At 38.6% G+C, this 21,117-nt stretch carries 12 protein-coding genes and 2 pseudogenes; 5 read left to right on the top strand and 9 right to left on the bottom strand.

Annotation, left to right across the window (positions count from 1 at the left end):
- The first annotated feature begins 30 nt into the window (after positions 1–30).
- The 3 genes from FFR48_RS09495 (at position 31) to FFR48_RS09485 (ending at position 6,574) form a co-directional block, all read left to right on the top strand.
- A complete protein-coding gene (locus FFR48_RS09495) occupies positions 31–786 on the top strand; it encodes a DUF4351 domain-containing protein (protein ID WP_137667190.1) in 756 nt (251 codons plus the stop codon).
- Between the two features lie 233 nt (positions 787–1,019).
- The gene (locus FFR48_RS09490) at positions 1,020–5,630 is read left to right on the top strand and encodes an nSTAND1 domain-containing NTPase (protein ID WP_137667187.1); all 4,611 of its coding nucleotides are present in this window, start codon (positions 1,020–1,022) and stop codon (positions 5,628–5,630) included.
- A gap of 101 nt (positions 5,631–5,731) precedes the next feature.
- Positions 5,732–6,574, top strand: coding sequence for a tetratricopeptide repeat protein (locus FFR48_RS09485; protein WP_137667186.1), 843 nt, complete (start codon positions 5,732–5,734; stop codon positions 6,572–6,574).
- A 126-nt stretch (positions 6,575–6,700) separates the two neighbouring features.
- On the opposite strand, the gene FFR48_RS09480 is transcribed toward FFR48_RS09485, so the two are convergent.
- The 5 genes and pseudogenes from FFR48_RS09480 to hetZ form a co-directional block, all read right to left on the bottom strand.
- On the bottom strand, positions 6,701–7,630 hold the full coding sequence (locus tag FFR48_RS09480; RefSeq protein ID WP_137667185.1) for a DUF1822 family protein: 930 nt from the start codon (positions 7,628–7,630) through the stop codon (positions 6,701–6,703).
- 41 nt (positions 7,631–7,671) lie between these two features.
- On the bottom strand, positions 7,672–8,352 hold the full coding sequence (locus FFR48_RS09475; RefSeq protein ID WP_137667184.1) for a sigma-70 RNA polymerase sigma factor region 4 domain-containing protein: 681 nt from the start codon (positions 8,350–8,352) through the stop codon (positions 7,672–7,674).
- A 397-nt stretch (positions 8,353–8,749) separates the two neighbouring features.
- Positions 8,750–9,037, bottom strand: a pseudogene (locus tag FFR48_RS09470) (transglutaminase); the annotation flags it as partial.
- Between the two features lie 284 nt (positions 9,038–9,321).
- Positions 9,322–10,301, bottom strand: a pseudogene (locus FFR48_RS09465) (PatU).
- Positions 10,294–11,484: a heterocyst differentiation protein HetZ gene (gene hetZ, locus FFR48_RS09460; RefSeq protein ID WP_137667183.1), complete on the bottom strand. Its 1,191-nt coding sequence runs from the start codon at positions 11,482–11,484 to the stop codon at positions 10,294–10,296. The pseudogene FFR48_RS09465 and the gene hetZ overlap by 8 nt, the downstream one beginning before the upstream one ends.
- Positions 11,485–11,691: 207 nt before the next feature.
- Between hetZ and FFR48_RS09455 the strand changes: the two genes are divergently transcribed.
- A complete protein-coding gene (locus tag FFR48_RS09455) occupies positions 11,692–12,183 on the top strand; it encodes a hypothetical protein (RefSeq protein WP_096565830.1) in 492 nt (163 codons plus the stop codon).
- A 69-nt stretch (positions 12,184–12,252) separates the two neighbouring features.
- On the opposite strand, the gene sds is transcribed toward FFR48_RS09455, so the two are convergent.
- Complete coding sequence (sds, locus tag FFR48_RS09450) at positions 12,253–13,224, bottom strand: solanesyl diphosphate synthase (protein ID WP_096565828.1); 972 nt, start codon at positions 13,222–13,224, stop codon at positions 12,253–12,255.
- Between the two features lie 858 nt (positions 13,225–14,082).
- Here sds and FFR48_RS09445 point away from each other — a divergent pair.
- Positions 14,083–14,262, top strand: a complete 180-nt coding sequence (locus FFR48_RS09445; protein ID WP_137667182.1) for a hypothetical protein — start codon at positions 14,083–14,085, stop codon at positions 14,260–14,262.
- Between the two features lie 769 nt (positions 14,263–15,031).
- Here FFR48_RS09445 and murI read toward each other — a convergent pair.
- The 3 genes from murI to FFR48_RS09430 form a co-directional block, all read right to left on the bottom strand.
- Positions 15,032–15,886 (bottom strand): glutamate racemase, encoded by an 855-nt coding sequence (gene murI, locus FFR48_RS09440; protein ID WP_137667181.1) that lies wholly within the window; start codon positions 15,884–15,886, stop codon positions 15,032–15,034.
- Between the two features lie 143 nt (positions 15,887–16,029).
- Complete coding sequence (locus FFR48_RS09435; RefSeq protein WP_137667180.1) at positions 16,030–17,919, bottom strand: N-acetylmuramoyl-L-alanine amidase; 1,890 nt, start codon at positions 17,917–17,919, stop codon at positions 16,030–16,032.
- Positions 17,920–18,301: 382 nt separating this feature from the next.
- Entirely contained in the window at positions 18,302–20,161 is a 1,860-nt protein-coding gene (locus FFR48_RS09430) for an N-acetylmuramoyl-L-alanine amidase (RefSeq protein WP_137667179.1), read from the bottom strand.
- Positions 20,162–21,117: the final 956 nt, after the last annotated feature.

Genomic DNA, 21,117 nt, shown 5'->3' with positions numbered 1-21,117 from the left:
GATTTACAGGATATTATTTGTAGTTTTTTCATGTTGTATTTTATGATTTTGAGGAGGTTATTTGTCACCCAACTCAGTCCATCAGAATTATCCCTCGAACCGATTCGAGCAGATGCGTTAATTCTGTTACAGTCAGATGAAATTGTTCTGCATATAGAATTTCAAACTGAACCAAAAGCCCAAATTCCCTTTAGAATGGCGGATTATCGGTTAAGGGTGTATCGCAAATTTCCCAATAAACGGATGCGTCAGGTTGTGATTTATCTACAACCAACCACATCCGAATTAGTCCAGCAAACAGTCTTTGTTTTAGAAAATACCCGTCATGAATTTGGCGTTATTCGTCTTTGGGAACAACCCAGCGACATATTTTTAAATACTCCTGGTTTGTTACCGTTTGCAACTCTCAGTCAAACTGAGGATAAAACGCTAATATTACAACAGGTTGCAGAAGCTATTGAGCAAATAAACGATACCCGAATCCAAAGTAATGTTGCTGCTTCAACGGCGATATTAGCTGGGTTAGTATTAAACAAGAAACTGATTAAAAGATTATTGCGGAGTGATGCTATGCGCGAGTCTGTAATTTATCAGGATATCCAACAGGAAAAAGCTTTAGCAATTGTGACACGACAACTCCGTCATCAAGTCGGAACTGTTCCACCTGCACAATTATTGAAACTTGAAGCTATGGAATCAGAACAGTTAGAAGATTTAGCTGAGGCTTTACTTGATTTTTCTAGTTTAAGTGATTTAGAAGCTTGGTTAGCACAACATCAAGTTTAGCAATATTGGTCAGGGTTTAGCATTGCTAAACCCCTACATCTTCAATAAGAAATTACCTCAAACATCCCATCAACAACACAAACAAATACATCCTGTAAATCCTTAAATCCTGGACATCCTGATTCAGACAAGAAAATCAACTTTTGTAACAATCTCCACCATTTGCGTAAAATATTGCCAAGCAAGCCGAAATTGTCATAGAGGTGTTGTGCAGGGAGAAGAGTGGTAAGATTATGAACAAATTAGTTATCCTCAAGCTGGATGGTAATTTCCATGACGGCTTTCGCGTTCGTTTAGAAATTGGTGAAGATGATGCGCTTCCCGATATTGAACTAAGTGACAATACATTAACATTACCTCCTCTTCCCACCCTACCTCATATTTATCAAGATTGGTCTAATAGTTATCGCAGTCTGGATGGATACCGCATTAAACCTAAAAAAGACCAAATTACTAATGTCAAATATCAATCTCTGAAAACAGAATGTCACACTCATACAAACATTCTCAAACAACAATTTATTACTTGGTTACAAGCTGAGTCATTTCGCCAGATAAAAGAATTATGTTTAACACAATTAAATGCTACTGATGAAGTGCGAATAATTATTCGTACTCATGAAACTCAACTGCGAAAATTACCTTGGCATTTATGGGATTTATTTAATTATTATCCTCATGCAGAAGTGGCTTTTAGTTCCCTTTCTTCCCAACGGTTTAAAAAAAGTACCCGTTCCCATATCCGCATTTTAATTATTCTGGGTAATAGTGAAGGAATTAATGTTGCTGAAGATGAAAAACTACTGCAACAATATTGTCAAGCAGCGGAAATCATTGTTTTAGTTGAACCTTCACCTTCAGAACTGAATAAATATCTTTGGGATGATACCGGTTGGGATCTGATTTTCTTTTCTGGCCATAGTCGTACAGAGTCAACAAAAGGCAGAATATTTCTCAACCGCACCGATAGTTTAACAATGGATAAGTTGCGCTATGCACTACAAACCGCCGTCAGTAAAGGGTTACAATTAGCTTTTTTTAACTCCTGTGATGGTTTAGGAATTGCTACTGAATTAGAAAGTTTGCATATTCCCCAAATAATTGTGATGCGTGAACCTGTACCAGATAAAGTAGCTCATCAATTTTTAAAAGACTTTATTCAACAGTTTACCAGTAGAAAATCTTTCTATCAATCTGTGAATATTGCCCGCAAAAAATTACAAGGTTTAGAAACAGAATATCCTTGTGCTAGTTGGTTGCCTGTAATTGTCCAAAATTTGTTAGCAACGCCTCCGACTTGGCAGAGTATGGGGGCTGTAGTTAGTTGTCCTTACAGGGGTTTGGCGGCTTTTCAAGAACAAGATACAGTCTATTTTTATGGGCGAGAAACTGTTACCCAACAATTAGTTACAGCAGTGAAAACAAAGCATTTGGTAGCAGTGGTTGGGGCTTCGGGAAGTGGTAAATCTTCGGTGGTATTTGCCGGGTTAATTCCCCAATTAAAACGTGATAAAAGTCAACATTGGCAAATTGTGTCTTTTCGTCCGGGGAATAATCCGTTAGAATCATTAGCGATCGCACTTCATCGAGAGTTAGGCACTAAAAAAGATATTTCTCCTAATTCCAGATTGCAAGAATTAGAAATAGAAGTACAGTTAAAACAAAGTCATAGCACTTTATCTAATTTCCTAGAATCGCTGATTAGTATTTCACCCAAATCATATATTATCTTAATTGCTGACCAATTTGAAGAACTTTATACTCTTTGTCAGGATACCGGAGAACGGAAAATATTTTTAGATAATCTTTTAAATGCAGTTAATAGTATTCCTGGTTTTACCTTAGTGTTAACCCTACGAGCAGACTTTTTTGGTGAAGTTTTATCTTACCGTCCTTTGAGTAATGCTTTGCAAGATGCTCAGGTGAATTTAGGTCCCATGAATGCCTTAGAATTAGAAAGTGCTATTTCACAACCTGCTCTTAGTCTCAATGTACAATTAGAACCAGGATTAACTCAACGTCTCATTGATGTGGTGCTTAATTCTCCTAGCCATTTACCCTTACTGGAATTTACTTTAACTCAGTTGTGGCAACGGCAACAGCAAGGATGGCTAACTCATCAAGCATACACGGAAATTGGCACTATCGAAACTGCACTGGCGAATCATGCTGAGTCAATTTATGCCCAATTAAGTGCAACCGATAAACAAAAAGTACAACAAATATTTATTCAATTAGTGCAGCTAGGAGAATATAACACAGATATCCGGCGTTTAGCTACTCGTGGGGAAGTGGGGGCAGAAAACTGGAATTTAGTTACACAATTAGCAAATGCCAGATTAGTAGTTACAGACATTAATAAACTAACAAAAATTGAAACCGTAGAAATTATTCATGAGGCATTAATTCGTAATTGGCGCAGATTAAAACAATGGATGCAAACAGATGGAGATTTTCGCCGATGGCAAGAACAGTTAAGAACAATAATGCGACAATGGGAAAATCATCAACAAGATACAGGAGGATTATTGCGGGGTAAATCTTTAATTGATGCCCAGGAATGGTTAAGACAACGGGAAAATCAAATTAGTGCCAATGAGCAAAATTTTATTATTCAAAGTTTAGAACTACAAAAGAAAGAAAGTCAAGCTCAGAATGCGGCTAAAAACCGAATTATTATTGCTTTAAGTGGTGGGTTATTAGGAGTATTACTATTAGCTGGTGTAGCTTTATGGCAAAGGCAAAAATCCCAAATTAATGAATTAAAAGCCTTGAATTTATCTGCACAAGTATTGTTAAAATCTGGGAATGAAGTTGAAGCTTTTATCCCCACACTGAAAGTTATCAAAAATTTACAGCAGTTAAATTTCTTAAACTTCTTAAATTCTCAAACTCAGTTAAGTTTGTCTGCGGCTACTTTAGAAAATATCAACCAAATTCGAGAATACAATCGTTTACAAGGACATAAAGGTGAGATTTCCACTGTTAAATTTAGCCCAGATGGTCAGCTTTTAGCTTCAGGTAGTGAAGATAATACCATCAAAATTTGGCGACGAGATGGGAAGTTACAGCAAACTTTATCAGGTCATAAAGATAGAGTTTTTAGTGTTATTTTTAGTCCAGATCATCAATTTTTGATTGCTGCTAGTTTTGATAACACTATTAGTTTTTGGCGTTATGATTATAGCACAAAATTATTTACAAATCAACCTAATTTTAGGTTAATAGAACAAGATAAATTATTGGCAATATCTCTCAGTCCAGATAGTAAAATTTTAGCAACTGCTAACAGTAAAGGAAAAATAAAACTGTGGACATTAAATGGACAACTGATGAAAACAATTATCGCCCACCAGCAAAAAATATGGGGTATAAATTTCAGTCCTGATGGAAAAACTATTGCTACTGCAAGTGCTGATAAAACCGTTAAACTTTGGCATCTTGAAGGTCAGGAATTAAAAAATTTACCAGTAAAAATATTATCAGGTCATACTGATGAAGTTTTTACAGTCAAATTTAGTCCCGATGGTAATACTTTAGCCTCTGCTAGTAAAGATAAAACTGTGAAACTTTGGGATGTAAATGGAAAATTACTGCATACTTTTACAGGTCATAATAATGAAGTTTTAGATGTGAATTTTAGTCCAGATAGCAAAACCATAGTTTCTGCTAGTGCTGATGATACAGTTAAAGTTTGGATGATACCCAATGATTTAAAATTAAAAAAAGATTTAAAATCTCATCCCCAATTTCCAATTTACACCTTTTTAGGACATGGAGGTAAAGCATCAGAAGCCAGTTTTACTCCTGATGGCAAAACCATAGTTTCTGCAAGTGCTGACGGCACAATTAAACTTTGGCATTTGCAAGGTATTTTACCGAGTTTTTCTGGTAATAGTGTGAGTTTCAGTCCTGATAAAAATACTATTGCAGTAAGTAATAAACAGGGAATTATCAGCTTACGACAGCGTGATGGCAGTTTGCTAAAAAGTTTTTATGCCCATGAGGGAGAAATTATCAAAGTATTGTTTCATCCCACTGGAAAAAATATTATCACTATGGGCGTTGATAATCAAATCAAAGTTTGGAATCTTGATGGTAAACTTATCAATAGTTGGCAGGGACATTCACAGGATAATAGTATATTGAAGAGTATATTTAAGCCAATTCAAGATATCAGTTTGAGTCCAGATGGTAACAAAATTGCAACTATTAGCAGGGTTGATAAACAAGTTAAAATTTGGGACTTACAAGGAAATTTATTAACAAGTTGGCAGATAAATGATAAATTACCTACAAATATTAACTTTAGTAGAGATGGTCAGATTTTAGCTACTGCTGGAGATAAAACAGTAAAACTGTGGAATTTAGCAGGAAAATTACTGCAAACTCTTTCTGGACATGAGGATAATATTACATCTGTAATTTTTAGTCCTAATGGAAAAATGATTGCGACTGCAAGTGCTGACAAAACAGTGAAACTTTGGGATAGCAAGAGTGGTAAATTATTACATACTTTACAACATCATCAAAGTGTTTATAGTGTAGATTTTAGTCCTGATAGTAAAATTCTAGTTTCAGCCAGTGAGAATAAAATCAGTTTTTGGAATTTGCAGGGAGAATTAATTTATAGTCTGCAAGGAAGTAAAAATGATCTTTTAGAAGTTAATTTTAGTGCAGATGGAAAGATGATAAATTCTGTGGATATTAGTAATCATATCACTTTGTGGGATTTGGATATTCATGGTTTACAAAAACGTAGTTGTGAATGGTTGCATGAATATTTACAAGAAAATGTTAGTTTAGTTAAAGATGAGGGTAAATTATGCGAAAATAATCATTAAGTTTTTCAGAATCAGGATTTCCAGGATTTAAGGATGAACAGGATTAAAATAGGATTTTATTACCAATTACCAATCACCAACCACCAATTACCAATCCCCTTATGTCTACCTTAAAATTACCCTTTACCTGTCTAAGTTTAACAATCACTTCCCTAATGATTATTGGAGGGAATTTTTATCAAGTTGCAGCTTCTCAAACTCAATCAATACAAATATCAAAAAACTGGCTTTTAGAAGGTAAAATCAAGGTAAATCAACAAGATTATCAAGGGGCAATATTAGATTTTACACAAGCTATTAATCATAATCAGCAAAATGCAGAAGCATATTATCAACGGGGTTTAATTTATGCTAGATATGCCCAAGGAAAGCCTTTAAATCCTGATGGAACTGTACCGGGTTGTAGGAAAAAGGATGATTATATAATTATTTGTCCAGTAGAAGTAAAAGATAAAATTCAAGAGTATAAACAGAAAGCTATTGCAGATTTTACTCAAGCAATTACAATCAATCCCCAATATGCAGTAGCTTATCATCAGCGCGGATTAATACAAGAAGAGAACGAACAGAAAATAGCAGATTTCCAAATAGCAAACACGCTTTATTTACAAAAAAGTTTAGCTTCTTTAAAAGCAAAGAAATTTCCAGAAGTAACACAGTTGTTAAAGATTATTGATAAGTTACAGGCTGAAATAAACTCTTTGAATAGAATAGTGGATTTACGAGATCCAGAACTACAATATCCTGTAAATTCTTCAACTGTTTCTCCTGATTCCATTGAAGAATTAAATAATCAAGCCTATACAGCTTTGAATAAAGGAGATGTGCAGACAGCAATCCAGAAGTTCAAAACATTAGCTATTAAACTGCAAGAAAACAAGGAATATAAAAGATATCAGCAAATACAGCTAATTATTATAGAACTTGAGAAAATTCGTAGTTAGGGTTTGCTGAAAAAGTCTCTTCGTTAAGGCAGGGAATAGGGAATAGGGAATAGGGAATAGGCAAGAGTTTTAGTTGTCAGGAATATGCAAGTTAAATGTCCAACAGTTTACTGAGACAGTATTTTCTTAAACCTCAAACATTTTAGTTTGCTGCGACTCCCCATAAGCCACCATAATCTGAAACTTTTCTCCCAACTCTGCACTAAACTCCAATTGAATCCAGTTATCTTCATCTCTTGATATAACCTCTAAAACATTTTCTCCCAAATTATCAATAATATTTAATTTTACTCCTTCAGGTAACAGATGATTTCCCACCGGATATACTTGAGTTAAAATATCTACTTCTAGACCAGAACCAGCAGCAATTTTTACTACTAATGCCACAGAAATTTGCTCAAGGTGCATTCCCAAATCAATTTTTTGTCCCCGCGTCATACTCACAGCACTCTTAAAAGCTAATCCTAATTGTTGCGGATTTAATAAATTCTCAATAGTTTGCCAACTTGCATCTACAAATCCATCTAACCATTGTCCAATTTTTACCAGAATAGATAAATCTTCATATTGTGGAGATTTATCTATTTCTAATTCACTCAGATAAAGTAAAAAATTCTCCAAAGATTGCAACTGATTCAGAGGAACTTCCGCTTCAGCTTGAGGTGTAAAACCTAAAATTTTCGCCTCTTTTAAATCAGAATTGAACTGCACAGCCACATAACCCACTCTATCCTCCCAAACCTCCGGCGGAATGTCACATACTTCTGCTTTTGGTAAAACTGGACGACATTCTAATTTACCTAAATTTTTTACTTTTAAATCAGCTACATTCATCAATTGAATTACTAAAAAGTCATGACTATCACTTCCTTGGCAATCAGTTTCAAATCCCATACACTGGAGATAATTATCTACAGCATACACAGCTAAAGTATTCAGATAAACTTGTTGCCGCTGATCAGGATTAGAAATACTTTGGCTATATTCTTGAGCTATTCCATGAGCTTCTGTAGAGAGAGATACGCTAAAAGTTAGTTGTTCTGTAATGCTATTCATGAGGCAATCTCCAAAATTTTTATAGTCAGTTAATGCAGTTTCTATATATATTTCTTTAAATAAGTAATAATTTTACGCATCCGCCGCTGGTAAAAACTAGAAGCTGTCGAAAGTGGTACTTCTAATTCCTCAGAAATTTCTTGCCATTGCTTACCATTTAAAACCAACAGCAGAATAGCTTGCAAATTAGCTTGGGGATGATCCTTAATACAGTCATTTTTTAAAACATTCTCTGGATCATTCTCAATAATTTCCTTTAACTGTTGTTGCTCAGATATTTCATTATCTACTGGGAAATCTTTGTTGATTTCATCTAAAGACAGCACTTGAGTCACTTTTTGATGCTTAGGAAGTTGAGTCATCCCTCTTTTTTGGTCTTTTTTACCCACATCAGAAATTCGCCGGGAAAAAATTATATTTACCCATGTCATCACTGGATATTGAGGATTATATTGTTCAATTTTTTGACAAATTTCTATGAATGTAAGTTGTAATGCTTCATGATAATAATCTTCATAGTTTGGTGATTCCCACCACTGAACTTGCTTGCTCAATTTCCCAGAACCGCGAATAGCATTAATCAGCTTATTTAAAGCTATGCGTCTTTTTGCTCTGTCCGTGGGACTTTTACTGTCAGCCAGATATCGCTTGGCTTCATTAACTAGCTGTTGTAGTTCTTGGTTGAGCGCGTCGTCGTCTCTTCCTAGAAAATCATTTGTCATCTCGCACTCCGCACTCTCCCGTGAATATATCTATTCTCGTATCTTCCCCTGTCTGAAAGTTTTACGCAAAAATTTCCATTCTTTACAAAACTTTATATTCCCTAGTAAGCGAACTGCTTGCAGCAGCGGTTCGTTAAGCTGTGATGCAGCTAAATTGTATAATCATAAATTTCTGAACTCTTGTGGCACAAGCATCTTGCCTGTATCATTTATACAAATTAAATGCACAACAGCTTATCGCTCTCCAACAAGCCCACATTTGCAACATTTGTTGATACAGCCTTTCCATAGGCGGTAACTTCTTCAACCACTTACGATTCAGCCATTTTTTCCACTGTACCCAACCTAACCACCCAAAAAAAGCTGTAATGAGCCAGATTTAATCTTGTATCATTCAACTGATTAACATTCCTGTAGCAATGCAAAACTTAACTGGAATGTTAGCATTGTGGCGACGGTAATAACTCCAAATTGTACCCACTGTACTTAGAGGTACTGCCCAAAGACTAAAGGTAGTCTCCGATGCAATATCCGTCGCCACTATTCCTAAAACTACCAGTCCTAGCACCAGCACCCGCAAGGCGATAGAATCTTCCACTTCTGCTAAAGAAGACCTCTGTTTACTTTGTCGCCCATTACCTACGGGTACGCGCCAAAACCGATTTATCCTGGATAAATTTAACATTTTGAGGTAAGTAGAACTATGATGTAGACGCTAAGGACACAATGTTAATGAGGGGCAAAAACTGATTACCTTGTCTTCAATTTTAGCCTCACCATATCGTAGCTTTAGAAGCCCTGGGGACATCTAAGGGAAGCTACGCATTTTTTCCAAGTGTCCTGCTCATAGTTACCTACTATCAAAGACCTAATTATTGTTTTTTGCCAAGATGAGTAAGTTGGAAAACCAGGATCATCATTTTTTTATCGGCGTTTATCAATGGAGAGTATCAGCAGTGTTAATTGCAATTAAATAGTCAGATTAATTGCCAACAACAAGGGCTGTTGTTCTATTTCTGGAAATTCAACTACTAAAGTATAAGTTTGGTTAGTAGGTAGACAGTCTAATTCTAAACTGGCTTTATTTGCATTCCCAGATGAAGCAACTGCTTGAGTACCATTTCCTTCAAGCTTCAACACGCCGATAGTGGGTAATTCACTATGAACACATAACTTCATTACCTGACCCAGCAACTGTAATTCTACTCTGATAATCAGAGTACCAGCATTAGTTTGCCATTGTTGTTCTATCACCGGATTGGCTAAAGAAACAGGCAGAGTCAGATTTTCCAGCAGTTGTTTAGCTGCCATTAACGACAACGCCATTTGTTGACGCGGTTGTAAATCTGAGTAATCCTTCTCAATGTTGGGTATTGTCTCCAGAGCATCTACAGAACGATAAGAAGTTCTCAGTACCAACCCAGCTAAATCATTAATTAACTGATAATCTTCTGGGAACAAGCTCTCTACCGCTTGAACCAACTTAGGACCCAATGGCAGGGAGGAAGTTAGCAACAACTGACACTTGTCCATCAATTGCTGAAAAATTGTATCTGGCAGAGAAACTGGCAGATTGAGCTTAGATTGCTGTGCCAACCACCCCCAGGCAGGAACTAAAGCAATCGCTGGCTCTTCCACAAATTCTGGATATTCTACTAATTGACTTTCCCAAGGGAATAAAGGTGGGTGGTTTTGGATTTCGACTTGTAGCCGACGTTTAAGGACTGCTTGGAAACGTTCTTGCACAGTAGGAACTTCTCCTAGTTCAAAGGTTTGGGATTTTCCTCTTTGATCTGGCTGACTACTTGATGATGTAGATGCTGCCAGAAGAGGGTCTTCTACCCCATCAATTTTCTCACACTCTACCCAGGGATGCTCGCCGGTTTGACATTATCTGCCAACAACCAATCGCGCCACTGGTATTGTAAGGGTTGTGAGTCACTATTCATGAGTAGATGCACTAGATCCGGACACAATTGAGTTACGAATTTCCCAGGCTTGTTCCAAAATCTTAAACCACCGTTTTTCTAGTTGTGCCATTGATAATCCTAAAGCTTTGGCAATGGTTTCGTCAGATTCTCCTTGTTGCTTCAAATCTAATAAAGACCGATCTTGATCATCTAATTTGCCTGTGTACAGTTGCCATTGGTGGGGTGTTAAACCTAAATTAGTAGGTAAAGACACATCTAACCATTCATGCACCAATTCCCAACGATGCAAGAGAGAAAACCTAATTAAATGATACTTAAAACGTTGCTGCAAGTAGTCACGCTGACGTGGGGTTAAACCTAAAATTGACTCGATCTCTTGTGCTGATAAATCCTTGAGACGGAGAGAGAAATAATCAGCACAGTCTGATTGTTGTCGTTGTTCTAAATAATTCATCAATTCCGTAATCACCACGGAGCGCAAAGTATCTTCATCTGGTTCTGGTTCAGTTTGCATGGCCATAGCAGCACGCAATTGTTGTATGGCTGGTTCTTCCCAAGAACCATCAGTTTCGCCACTACTGCCTTCAGCAGCTTGTTCAATATCCACGCTCGTCTCTGGAGGCTGCTGTTGTGAGAAGGTTTGCGCTCGCAGAATAATTAACTGTTGTTGTCTGCCTGGTAAGGGAATGCGGCGTTTAGCATACCTTTCGGTAAATGCCATATATTCGGCTAATTCTAGTAGGGTTTGGGGACGATAGGTAGATGGTTGTTGATTTTCCCTACGGAAAGCATTCAAAGCCTCCAAATAAAAACTTTGAAGAAAATCTTCTATGATAGTCAACCGCCCCTGATAGCTTAGTTGCTTTTGAGGAGGATTAATATAGCGATAAATGATGGCGCTCAAAGTGCTGTGTAATTCTACCCTACCCCGATTAGAACCTAGCTGATAATAGCGGAGACATTGTTGTAGCCGATATCGGGCGAGGGTCATTGCAGAGCTTTCTATTTCTCCAGAAGCCTGAATGCGTTTACTTTCATTACAAATCCGCAGGACTTCGCCCGAAATTCGCAATGCTACATCTCGACAATTCTTTTCTGCCGCCTTTGTTGACTGCTGTAGTTCCTTCAAGAGAAATTGAAAGATAACCTCTACGCCGATAGACTTATCTCCCTGAGTAGTTGCGGTTGCGGGCCAATTCATAGTCGGAATTTTAAAAATAACCTAACATACTTAAACACAACCTGTAAGGCCGTGGCTGTTAGCTTGATAGATGTTATTTATAAGCTACCAGTTATTGGTTGTCAGATGACAAGTGACAGGTGACAAAGAAGGAGGCAGGGGAGCAGTTAATAACCCAGTCCCTCGCATTCATAATTTTGGACATTAATCAGGAACCATTTATAAGCCATGAAAAATTTAGAAGCACAAATTCAACTGTTAATTGATAATGCACCCCAAGATGGTGTGACACCACAACTTGTGGCTAATATTGCGCCTGTTTTGAGAGCGATCGCTCAAAATTTACAACACTCTCAATACTATATTCTCCAAAATTTGCAGGAACGCTGGGTTTTAACTACATTGAAGCACAAGGCTAATGCAGCCCCAAAAGGAACAATAGGGGAAAAGCGGGTAGTTTACGCCTTTCCTAGATTACAGGATGTTTCCCTGGTTTCATCTGTTGGGACCAGCCCTCAAGCAGTGGCTAAACCCATGCCTGTAATTCATATTTTGTTTCAACTGGTGGCATTAGAACCAGTAGATAGTATAGTTTTTTTTGAGACTCCTGGAACAACCAGCAACGCTATGGAAGTCGAGCGCACTGACCTGCAAAAGATGATTGAACAGAAACTGCAAGAACACATACTTAGTCAGCAAGTACCTCCAGATATCGCCTGAATCAATTTTGGATTTTGGATTTTGGATTTTGGATAGAATCTAAAATCTAAAATCTCAAATCCAAAATGCCTAATAAAGCCGACTTAATACATAATCAGTCATGCTGATTAATGCTTGCCGTGATTCTGAGGGTTCTAAGATGGCAATATGTTCAGATGATACCTTGGCATGATGAGCGGCTAATTCTCTGGCCCGTTGTATGCCTTGGCTATCAGCAATCAGCTTCAGTGCCTGCTCTAAATCCCCTTCTTGGGCAAACTCTCTGTCAATTAGCGCTTCCAGGCAAGGTTGTTCTTCTAGAGCAAATAACACTGGTGCAGTTAGATTACCACTTTTAAGATCCGATGCCGCTGGTTTACCCAAAGTATCTGTTGAACCAGTGAAATCTAGAATATCATCTACTATTTGGAAGGCTAAACCCAGATGCTTACCGTAGTTATACAAGTTTTCAGCAGTCTCTGGGGAAACGTTACTCAATATTCCCGCAGCTTTAGAACTGTTAGCAATTAATGAGGCTGTTTTGTAATAGCTCTTTTTCAGGTAAGTTTCCGTAGAAAGATTAGTATCAAAACGATTTAGCCCTTGTTGAATCTCCCCAGCGGCCAAATCCATGATTACTTCTGAAAGCAGTTTAACTACATCCAAATTATCCAGATTTGCCAAATACCAGGAAGATTGAGCAAAGAGGAAATCTCCTGCCAGTACGGCAATACGATTGCCAAACAAGCTATGAACCGTAGGAACGCCACGGCGTACATTTGACTCATCCACTACATCATCATGTACCAAGCTGGCTGTGTGGATCATTTCCGTAATCTCTGCTAATCGTCGATGACGAGGCGTAATGTCTTGTTCTAGCATGGTTGCCCGCGATATCAGCAGCACAATGGCTGGCCTAATGCGCTTGCCCCCAGCACCGAATAGATGTTCGGCTGCTGCATAGAGGATGGGGTGGCGGTTTCCAACTAGCTGTGTGAGGTTATCTGCTAGTATTTGCAGGTCTGCTTCCACAGGGGTAAACAGGGAGGTGGCTGGGGTCATGGATGGGCGGACTCTGACTTTGGTTACGAAAGTTTACATATCCTTTACTCATTTTAAGATAAACCATATCCAGCGCCAAGTTTTCATCCAGGAATCCCAAACCATACTTTTCGGATCAGCACAAGTAGCTTCTCTTATATCTTGGAAAAAAGCCCAGGAGTCAAGGAAGATGCGAAAACAGGAGAATGAAGCAATATTCAGTAAAACGCATTTTTTACATATTTTAATTGTCAAAAATCATACTATAATTATCCTTGATAGGAAAATTCAGCAAAACTTGTCTGTCAACATTGAGAAAATTTGAAATTTAGTCCAGAAGGTAGCTGAAAATCCAGGTCTGTTGTGTTACGCTAGTGTGTAGGAATTTTAAATTTTTCAGATATTCACTGCCAAAAAACAGTTAATCATCAATAGGTGATTTTACTCATTGGATTTGTGAGTCTAAAATAACAAGTCGCCGACAGAATGAAGGAAATGATTCCTAACGATTTGCTGTGCGGCAGCAATCCTATTGAGTTAGATGATATGCTTTCTCTTAAGAAAGCTACTACACATCCTCAGCTAACGTTGATCATAAGTGTAGCTCTTACTTGATTGGTGTGAGGATGAATAAGGCAGACTAGGTAGACTGCTGAGGAGCGCAGTTTTAAGTTGCTATGTAGCAAATTAACTGCTGTTCGATGTGTGGTATGTGAAAAGCTTAATCAAATAATAAATTGTTTAACCAGAGAGAAGTAAAACTCTACTGGTCGGCTTTGCATAGCCTACTACAGCAATCAAGGATGTGCTTGATTTGCTGAAGTTCTACTATTTGTGTATGCAATTTTATAGTCCTTTGAAAGTTGAGTTGGTAGAACAATGATTTATGGAAATATGCCTATGATGATCTTTATTTTAGCTGCTGGATATTTATTTACAGTCTACTTATTATTAGCACTAGCAAAGCGAACAGGTAGAAATAGTGTTATTAAAAGTGGGACTGCGGTTATTCAGGAGCAACACCAGCAGGAAAGAGGTAGTCCTAAGCTGACTATTTGATAGACAAAACTATACTTATGTTGACAAGCATTGACATAAGTGAGTTAAGAAAATCGCCCACTTGATATATAATCCTACGATATCAAGTATTGAATTAAGACTATTGCCAACGCGAAAACCAAGCAATGATAGCGGTACTCTTTCTTGTAAATCTTAACTTGAGAAATATCGCGTCTGGCTAAGGCGTGCAAGTCTACTGAGGGATAACTGCTCCCATGCTCCCGTTGAAGTAGAAAGTAAAGTCTAGCTTTGTCTAGGTTTTATATAGCAGGTAGTCAATAGTCAATGAAATTTTAGATTTTGGATTTTGGATTTTGGATGAAAGTTGTTTGGTATTCCTAATTCACAAGCAAGCTGGTTATAAAAAGAAGAAATACAAAACAATTAATCTAAAATAATATAATATAAGCGATGCCTGGGCTTCGCTAACACAAATCTAAAATCTAAAATTAAATGACTAATGATTAATGACTTAGGGTTTGCTGAAAAAGTCTCTTCGTTAAGGCAGGGAATAGGGAATAGGGAATAGGCAAGAGTTTGGATGATCTGTTAGTAACCAATTCTTTGAAATTTCACCCGGAAAATGCACGCTTTTAGGAGTATACCCCTGAAAAATCCTGCACTGATTTCCTGATTTTCCACCTGAAACCCTTGATTTATTAAGGTTTTGAGTTTATTCAGCAAGCCCGACTTATGAGCATTGTCCTGATGCAATCGTTACATATCGAGGATTGTTGATCAATGTTCAGATGTGTTCACCGTAAATGAATCAGACAGTAGCATCAGTCAAGTGTATCTTTTCTACGAGAGGGGTATAGCCTAACCACTGTAATCCAGACTGAGCAAATTGTTGAGGACAACCGCTGACAGCAAAGCGAGTAGGCATTGGTAGGTGATTATTCCTGATGTTTAATAAGTCTAAGTTTTGAGCGCAAGCTGTAACAACATGAACAGCAGGGTCAACTAACTTGACGTGAGCAGGGAGGAGCGATCGTAATACAGGTGCTAGAAGTGGATAATGGGTACAGCCATAAATTAAAGTATCAATTTCCTGTTTAAGTAAAGGTTCAAGATAAGCACTAGCAACTTCAGTAGTATAAGGATCGTGAATGCGATTTTGCTCAATTAGGGGGACAAATTCTGGACAACTAACTTGCCAGACTTGGACATCAGGTTTAATTTCCATCATTGCCTGACGATAGGCATTGCTTTTAGCCGTAGCTGGGGTAGCAATGACACCAATTCGCTTACCCATTTGTACTGCTGCTTTTGCACCTGGTAAGACTACTCCCATAATGGGAAAATTAAATTCTTGACGGACATTTTCTAGGGCTAAAGCAGAACTAGTGTTACAAGCCATAATCACCATTTTCACCCGCTGCTGCTGCATCCAGTTCAGTATTGCCCTCACATATTGTAAAATTTCAGCTTGTGAACGAATACCGTAGGGAAGATGAGCAGTATCCCCAAAATAAATAATTGATTCATTGGGAAGTTGTTTATAGATTTGTCGCAGTACCGTCAGCCCACCTACACCACTGTCAAACACCCCAATGGGAGAGCGTTGAGCTTCCTGCTCCGAAAAATTGTCAAGATTACCTTCAAAAATGGAAGATGAAAACACAGGCAAATATTGATTTAGATGTTGCTATTTTAAAATACAGAATTTAGCAGACAATTTGCTTATTGACTACTAATGATTGGGAATAGGGAATGGGGAATAATTTTACCCAGTCACCAATCACCAATCACCAATCACCAATTACCTCATCGTTGCTTTAGGTAATTGAGGATACCACGAGCGATCGCATCAGCCATGCGATTTTGGTATGCTGGAGATCCTAGACGGGGATTGTCCTCACGACCAGTCATGTAACCTGTTTCAACTAAAATTGCTGGCATAGAATTTTTCCTAAGTACATAGAATCTGGCTTTACGTGTGCCTCTATCTTTGATGGTACTAATATCTTGGAGAATAGTCTTGCGAACAGATTCCGCCAGACCATAACCACTATCGTAATAATATACTTCTAAGCCATTGACATCGGGACGATTATCAACTGAATTGGCGTGAATACTCACAAATAAATTCGCATTTACCCTATTAGCTATATCTACCCTTCCTTGTAGTTCTACGAAAAAGTCAGCATCTCGCGTCATTACAGCTTGTACGCCATTTTGCTGCAAAATTTGCGCCACTCTCTTACCAATGGGCAGAATGACATCCTTCTCTAACAAACCGCCCAAACCAGGAGCGCCCGAATCTTTACCGCCATGTCCGGGGTCAATCACTACTATAACTTTCCCTTTGGGAACTGAGAAGCGTGGCTGAGGTTGTGGTTGAGGATTTTCGATAACTGGGTCTGGTAGTTGTCCTTGGTTTCTAGGTAAAGGAGGTAGAGTAATAGGCGGTTGTAGCTGCCGAGAGTTTTGTAATTGCAAAGCTATTATTTGCTCTCCCACTTGGTTAAGTTCGCCGATTTTTATACCCGATGCAGGTTGAACCAAGACAACTACATTATTGGGTGCTTGTGGTTGTAGGCGTATCCTCAGCACAGGACTATTGGCATCAAAAGCAGGTCCTTTTACCTTACCAGCTAATTTAGCATTAGGAATAGTGATCCGAAATAAACCAGAACTTCTATCCCAAGCACTGGTAGCGGATATAGTTTGATCGGCTTTAATGAGTAATTGTGTACCATTAGCCGCTAATTCCACAGACTCAATAGTGGCTGGGGAATTGCTAACATTTTGTACAGGGGATTGATTTTCTTTAATTTTAGACAGATCGGCAAGACGATCAGGTAATACCACAAAATCACCATTACTGCCGGTTGTTACCCGCCAGTCGGGGCTGTTACTATCTACCTGTAAAGTCATGCGGACAGCAGGTGGTTTATTTGGTAGTTGGGTAAGTTGGATGCGTTTGACACCATAGCGATTAATCAACAAATCTCGTTTTTCTAGATTTGGTGATAAAGCTGCACCAGCAATGTCAACATTTATAGTGCGGTTATCTTCGCTGCGATTAACTTGAATTTTAAATATATTTGGGGGGGGATTACCACCACTGGTATCAACAAAAAAACCATCTCCTGTAATTCGCAAATGTTCAATTTGAACTATCCCCCCACTGGTGTTAGCGGCTATGTCTTGGTTAGGTATGCTGACAGCAGTTGTTGTCACCATATTGTAAGTATTTTTGGGGGTGAGTGTTGGTGTTTCTCCTGGGGGTTGATTGGCAGAAGCAGTTAAAGGGACTACATCAGCTTCTAGATTTGGTAATTGTACAATCCAGCGACTACCAGTAGAGGGTGTAAATTTGACTAGGTTGGGGTCAATAGTATAACCAGGATTCAGTTCTACAACTACCCGTGTTGTTTGTTGATCAAACTGTCCAATGCGGATAGCGCGAACTGCTCCGCCTATTTGTTGGGTTAATTGGGGACTACCCAAGCTAGTCCCTGGTAAATCTATTACTAACCGAGTAGGGTTAAAAATGAGTTGCGCTTGGGGTTGTACAGGACTAGATGTGTTGATTTCTAGTCTGTTTTGATTGGTATCAAATCGCCAAGATTCTAGTCTAGCTGCCGAAGCTGGCGATGATAGCAAGAAGATGGTGCTAACAGTGCTGGGTATTAACCACTGTAGTTTCAAAGTTTTTACTCCTGATTTGCATTCATGGAATCCGTAAATATTTCAACATCCTTGTAAATCCTCACACCTTTCCCGTCCACACTGGCGCTTGGCACTGGGAGCCAGACACCACAGTTAATGGCGTAATATTATAGCTTATGTTTTTGATTGTGCCATGTTGTCGTCAGGCAAATCAATTTTAGAGCTAACGAGCGACGCTCAACGAATACAGGAGAATAGAGAATGCAGAAGAAGTAAGACTGTGAGTATTATGTTTGATATTTTTGTGAAATTCTCGAATCTTTTAATTCTTGATTTGATAATTCTCCTGAGTAGAAAAGTTCCACCGGAAAGACGTTCCACCGGAATGTCTCTACTGACTTACTGAATTATTAGAAATTACTTATCTTTGTCTCAGGTACTGAAGAATACCTTGAGCGATCGCCTCAGCCATTTGATTTTGATAAGTTGGATTTCTCAGTTTAGCAATATCTTCCCTACCAGTGAGATAACCTGTTTCTACTAAAATTGAGGGCATAGAAATTTTTCTAAGGACATAAAATCTAGCTTTTCGCACTCTCCTGTCTCTAACATTGACACTTTGGAGAATTCTATTATGAACGGCACGAGCCAAGCCCAAGCCACTGTCATAATAATAAGTTTCTAAACCACTAACTTCGGGACGATTGAGACCGACTGAATTGGCGTGAATGCTGACAAATACATCCGCGTTAGCTCTTTCCGCCATTTGTACTCGTCCGGGGAGGCTGACGAAATAATCAGAATCCCTTGTTAATAACACTTGTACTCCGTTTTGCTGTAAAACTTCTGCGACTCTCAGGCTAATAGGTAAAATTATATCTTTCTCTCGTGTTCCACCAATACCAATTGCTCCGGGGTCTTTACCACCATGTCCAGGGTCAATCACCACTAATAATTTGCCTTTGGGAACGGAGGGACGGGGACGTGGCTGGGGATTCTTGATATTTGGATCTGGTAATTGCCCGCTGTTGGGAGATGGTAAGGGGGGTAGGCTAATGGGGGGTCTAACTTGACGATATCTTTCTAATTGTAAAGCTAAAAGTTCGTTACCGACTTGGTTGAGTTCGCCAATTCTGACTCCTGATGCTGGTTGGACAAAAATAACTACAGTGTTAGGGGCTTGGGGTTGCAACCTGACTCTCAGGACAGGGCTATTGGCTTCTAGGGATGGTCCTTGGACTCTGGGAGCTAATTTAGCATTTTCGATGGTGATGCGATATAGTCCAGAGCTTCTATCCCAGCCACCAGTAGCGGATAAATTTTGATCGGCTCTAATTAGTAGTTGTGTGCCATTACCAGCTAATTCTACAGACTCGATAATGGCTGGGGAGTTATTAGCAACTATGGGTTTGTTAGGGGTGGAAACAGGTGTTGATGGACTAATACTTTGAGGTAAGCGAACAACTCCTTTAGTTGGTAATAGAACCAAGCCGCCAGCACTACTGCTTATTACTTCCCAGTCGGGACTATTTTTGTCTAACCGTAATGTCATGCGGACACTGCTGGGAGTGGTTCGCAGTTGGGTAAATTCAATGCGGCTGACACCATGCTTATTGATGGCTAAATTTTTTTGTGTCAGTTCTGGTGATAGGGTAGCGTTGGCAATATCCATAAATATGGTGGTGCGATCAAGGCTACGATTGGCCTTAATCTGAGGATTACCGCCACTGGTACGAATAAAAAACCCATCTCCTGTTGTTTGTACTCTCTGAATTTGAGTAGTTCCTAGTGTGATATTGGCTGCTGTGGAAAATTCCGGTTGAGTTGGGGAACTTTGAGAATCGATGGTGGCTAAATTATATGTGTTATTACTAGCAGTGGGCGGTAGTTCTTCAATTTCTGGCTTGGGTAGTTGTACTGTCCAGCGTCGGGGATTGATGCCAACAAATTTAACTTCTTGGGGGTTGAGGGTATAACCGGGGGTGAGTTCTATAACTAGGCGGGTTGTTTGTGGATCAAGCTGTCCAATCCGTACTGCTCTAATAGCTCCGCCTATGGTTTGGGTTTGCGATCGCCCAAATTGAGTGTTTGGTAAATCAATTACCAAGCGTGTGGGGTTAAAAATTAGTTTTGCTTGGGGTTGTACAGCACCAGAAGTATTAATTTCTAGGCGGTTGAGATTTTTATCAAATCGCCAAGATTCTAATTTGGCGGCTAAGGTGGGGGAAGATAGTAAAAGAACTGTTCCAACAGTACCGGGCAATAAGTAGTGTAGTTTCAAAGTTATTTCTCCTGAGTTACATTTGTAAAAGTAAAGTCATCAATATCTCAATTCCACATTTTTGGCAAATCTGCATACTGTCACCACTGATAATAATTTGGTTTTTAATTGGGGATTTTTCGATTACTATTCTCTAATACCAGGTTATTCTCAGCCGCTAATATTTGATATTAAAATTTTTTTCTTTAGTCAATGGTCAGTTGTCTGTGGTCATGAGATGATTAACCTCTCCCTGGACTTTGCTGGTTCTTAATTGTACCTAGTTCCCAGTGTTTTATTCTCTGTGTTTCTGGAAATAACAATCATATTTAAGTGTGTTATTGAATCCTCATCTTGGAAAATACCCACTATGATCTCATAATGAAGTTAAGTAGGTAGGCGTTGAAATTTATCGTTGTGGCAAGGCAGGAGGCAGAAGGCAGGAGGGATGAGGTTTTTAGGCATTTTACATTTTGTGACATAGCTTGTTTTTTTCATGCCGACTTACTTAAGTTGCCGGATGCTCATCCATAATTACTGGATAAATATTGAGAATATAATAGGTGAGTGAAGGACAGGTAGAAACCAACATCATCAGCAAGATTATAAAAACCGAAATACCAAAGAAATTTGACTATTGCAGAAGACGGTGATCGAGAAATATAAGTTTCTGTTAAGTATTAATACTCTAAATACAGGTTTTGTGTGTGCGGTTTGAAAAGAAGCTGTGTTCATGAATTAAATCAGACTGCTATATATAGTTAGAGTTCCCAAAAAGAAACATTTATAGAAATTTCCTTGATACTCCCCACGGCTAAAAGCCGGGGGATTCTTGAATAGTCCACAAACGAACCTTCAACGGTGCTATCAAAGACACCCTACTGATTCCACTGAGGTCTAGACCTAGGGAAATGTTCTTTTTCCCATTACCAATTACCAATTACCCATTACCAATTACCCATTAACGTAATTCGTCG

The organism is Sphaerospermopsis reniformis, from assembly GCF_005402885.1.
Classification (GTDB): Bacteria; Cyanobacteriota; Cyanobacteriia; order Cyanobacteriales; family Nostocaceae; genus Sphaerospermopsis; species Sphaerospermopsis kisseleviana.
The sequence above is the reverse complement of the archived record's forward strand: the minus strand, read 5'-3'. Positions and strand labels throughout refer to the sequence as shown.

Bases quoted from the DNA above. Each gene is read 5' to 3' on its own strand.
- FFR48_RS09495 (WP_137667190.1), top strand. From the start codon at position 31: ATGTTGTATTTTATGATTTTGAGGAGGTTATTTGTCACCCAACTCAGT.
- FFR48_RS09490 (WP_137667187.1), top strand. From the start codon at position 1,020: ATGAACAAATTAGTTATCCTCAAGCTGGATGGTAATTTCCATGACGGC.
- FFR48_RS09485 (WP_137667186.1), top strand. From the start codon at position 5,732: ATGTCTACCTTAAAATTACCCTTTACCTGTCTAAGTTTAACAATCACT.
- FFR48_RS09480 (WP_137667185.1), bottom strand. From the start codon at position 7,630: ATGAATAGCATTACAGAACAACTAACTTTTAGCGTATCTCTCTCTACA.
- FFR48_RS09475 (WP_137667184.1), bottom strand. From the start codon at position 8,352: ATGACAAATGATTTTCTAGGAAGAGACGACGACGCGCTCAACCAAGAA.
- hetZ (WP_137667183.1), bottom strand. From the start codon at position 11,484: ATGAATTGGCCCGCAACCGCAACTACTCAGGGAGATAAGTCTATCGGC.
- FFR48_RS09455 (WP_096565830.1), top strand. From the start codon at position 11,692: ATGAAAAATTTAGAAGCACAAATTCAACTGTTAATTGATAATGCACCC.
- sds (WP_096565828.1), bottom strand. From the start codon at position 13,224: ATGACCCCAGCCACCTCCCTGTTTACCCCTGTGGAAGCAGACCTGCAA.
- FFR48_RS09445 (WP_137667182.1), top strand. From the start codon at position 14,083: ATGATTTATGGAAATATGCCTATGATGATCTTTATTTTAGCTGCTGGA.